At 66.5% G+C, this 2,753-nt stretch carries 3 protein-coding genes; 1 reads left to right on the forward strand and 2 read right to left on the reverse strand.

Annotated features, from left to right (window positions below; all coding sequences use genetic code 11):
- Window positions 1–654: 654 nt before the first annotated feature.
- Together DKT69_RS02560 and DKT69_RS02565 are read right to left on the reverse strand one after the other, a co-directional pair.
- Complete coding sequence (locus DKT69_RS02560) at window positions 655–1,377, reverse strand: DinB family protein (RefSeq protein ID WP_109799996.1); 723 nt, start codon at window positions 1,375–1,377, stop codon at window positions 655–657.
- Between the two features lie 303 nt (window positions 1,378–1,680).
- Entirely contained in the window at window positions 1,681–1,875 is a 195-nt protein-coding gene (locus DKT69_RS02565; protein WP_109799997.1) for a hypothetical protein, read from the reverse strand.
- Window positions 1,876–1,940: 65 nt separating this feature from the next.
- Here DKT69_RS02565 and DKT69_RS02570 point away from each other — a divergent pair, with 65 nt between their 5' ends.
- Window positions 1,941–2,492: an NUDIX hydrolase gene (locus tag DKT69_RS02570; protein ID WP_309234156.1), complete on the forward strand. Its 552-nt coding sequence runs from the start codon at window positions 1,941–1,943 to the stop codon at window positions 2,490–2,492.
- The last annotated feature ends 261 nt before the right edge of the window (window positions 2,493–2,753 follow it).

Consider the following 2,753-nt stretch of genomic DNA (forward strand, 5'->3'; position numbering starts at 1 on the left):
CTACACCCGCAACCCCGAACGATTCGTCCGCGGCATCCCACAACCACCCGCCCTACCCGAGGCCGCGTGGATCAACAAGCCCGACGACGAGCCGACTCAGTCAACGAACCCCTGAACCACCCGCCCCGAAAAGGTTGACACCTTCCGGGATGACGATCTTCAGCGGCCAGCCCAATCAGGTCGACTCACCTATCACCGTTAGCCACCAAATCCGGTGGGCTCGCACGGGCTCATAGGACATGCAGTCCATCTGTTTCGCGAGTCGGACCAATGCCGGCAATTTGGCCACTCACCCAGCGGGCCATGCCCCTAACCAGCTCACCGTGCCAGGCAGTCCGAGCCCAGCTCAGGAAACCCCTCGAGCAGAGCCCCCGCGCACTTGATACCGTCGGCGCCTGAACAAGGTCAGGTGCGCACATCTGCCGCGATCAGCTCGCTATGGAACGTCACGGCGAGTTGGGCCGCCCAGCTCCCGGACATGCCGAGATCCGTGCGCCAATCCGCCCATGACATCGGGCGAGCGCCTTTGACCGTCGCCGAGCCGCGGGGCTGATGAGCCGCGGACTCGACGCTCCGAACGTTCGACCCATCGCAACACGGGGGCCACGCGCCGTTCGGGCCGGGATCTTGGCGGGAGATCCCTCATCACCACACCTACGGAGCCCCCCGACGCGACAGCTTGTCCAGGTCGCGCACGCAGAAACCGTGGTGTTCCCATTCCTCGTTGAGCACAGTGCCGAGGCATTGCCGCACGCGCCGGCCCTTGGCATACGGGGGCCATCTGTCGTCGTCCGGCACCGGCGCGGGCTTTGCGAGCTGCTCGGGTGTGACCTCGGCCAGCCACGCCTCAATCTCCGACGCCTGCCGATCGCGCACGGTTAGCACCTCGTCGAGACCCGGCCGGGCGGACCTGTCCAGCCCCAGCCCCTCCTGATCCGGCACGAACGGAGATGCCAGTCCCATCGCCGTGAACGGCTCGGTCAGCCCGAGTACGCAGCGCCGAAACCACGAGTCGTGCACGAAGACGAGATGACGCAGAGTCTCGACCATCGACCACTCGCCGTCGACGCCGAGATCCTCGCTGCCCTCGGCCATCGACCCGGCCCGCTCGGTAGTCGTCGCCCACGCCTTCCGCAGCTGTCGCCAGGCCTCGCGCAGGTCGGCCGGTTCATCGGAACGGATCAGCAGCCGCACCGGGTGCCGGCGGTCGAGCTCCGCCTCGACGTACGACATCACCTCCACGCCGTTGACCACCAGGTTGGTGACCAAACCGTCGATCTCAACGTCCTGCATGACCACGCCGACCAGCCGCGCCCTACTCAGGTCGCACTCGCGGAACTCCGCGCCCGTGAGGTCTTCGTCGTTGAAGCGTCGCATGCGGACAGACTAAGCCGCACCGCAGGCACACAGACGAATAGGCCATCGCCCGGCGGCGCAACCCAACGCACCATGCCACAACCACGCGCGGGAACCGCGATCTTGGGGGTGTAAGAACTAATTTGACAGCCCCCGATTTTGACCGCGCCGGGCTCAAACGCTCGCTCATGCCGCCGAGTGGGCGCGCCGAAACGCAGGAACTCCCGTCACTCTCCGTAGATGTCCGGCGCAGGCGTCGGCTCGATCCCCGTGCACGCACGTGCCGATGAGCGGTCGTGCCCTACACGCATCCCTCCGGCTCGATCAGCCCTCCCAGGCTGCTCTGATTCGTTGCCGCGCCGCCGCGACGACCTCGGCGTAGTTCGCCGAGAAGACTTGGTCAATAACAGGCTCGAAGGTCGCGCACAGGTCGTCAAGGACCCGCTTCTCTGCCCGGTCCTTCAAGTCGAGCGCCTGGTAGCCCTGCTCGTACCAACGCGCGAGGAGGTCAGAAAGCACGAGTGCTTCATCGTAGGAAAGCGGAACGAGTACCTCGTCATGGGACGGCCTCGACGCTCGACGGCTTGCGGCCCGGCCGCTGGCGCCCTGATCATCTGTATATGAACGAGACGCCTGCCACGGCGAGGCTAAGACGTGCCGTCCGGGCGGTCATCCTGGCCGATGATGACCGTGTCCTGCTGTGCCGCTTCAGCTTCCCGCATCCAGCTGTACCGACGGGCGCAACGGTCGTATGGGCGGCCCCGGGCGGCGGCATCGAGCCCGGTGAACTGCCGCTGGCGGCACTGCGCCGGGAGCTGCACGAGGAGACGGGGCTTGTCATTGACGCCGACCCGCCTCACGTCTGGCACCAGGAGGTGGCCGCTCCCGGCCGGGACGGCTACGACGGGTTGGTCAACGACTACTTCCTCGTCCGCACCACGCGCTTTGATCCCCGCGGCGCGCTGTCCGATGACGACCTCGCCGCCGAGCACATCAGCGGGATGCGATGGTGGCGGCACGGAGACATCGCCGAATACGGCGGAACCGACCTGTTCTCACCCCGTGACATCGCCACACCGCTGGCGGCGCTGATCGCCGGTGACATCCCGGGCACGCCAGTGATGCTCGGCCTGTGATCTCCCTGGGCACTTATAGGTCCGCTGTACCCGCCAGACGCACCAAAGACACGAGGCTGCCGGACAATCAGGCGAATCTCCGCGCGCGGCGTGCTGGTCCGACGGGCATCGGGACGGAAGGTGTCAACCTTTTCGGGGCGGGTGGTTCAGGGGTTCGTTGACTGAGTCGGCTCGTCGTCGGGCTTGTTGATCCACGCGGCCTCGGGTAGGGCGGGTGGTTGTGGGATGCCGCGGACGAATCGTTCGGGGTTGCGGGTGTAG

This window comes from Micromonospora sicca, assembly GCF_003172935.1.
Classification (GTDB): Bacteria; Actinomycetota; Actinomycetes; order Mycobacteriales; family Micromonosporaceae; genus Micromonospora; species Micromonospora sicca.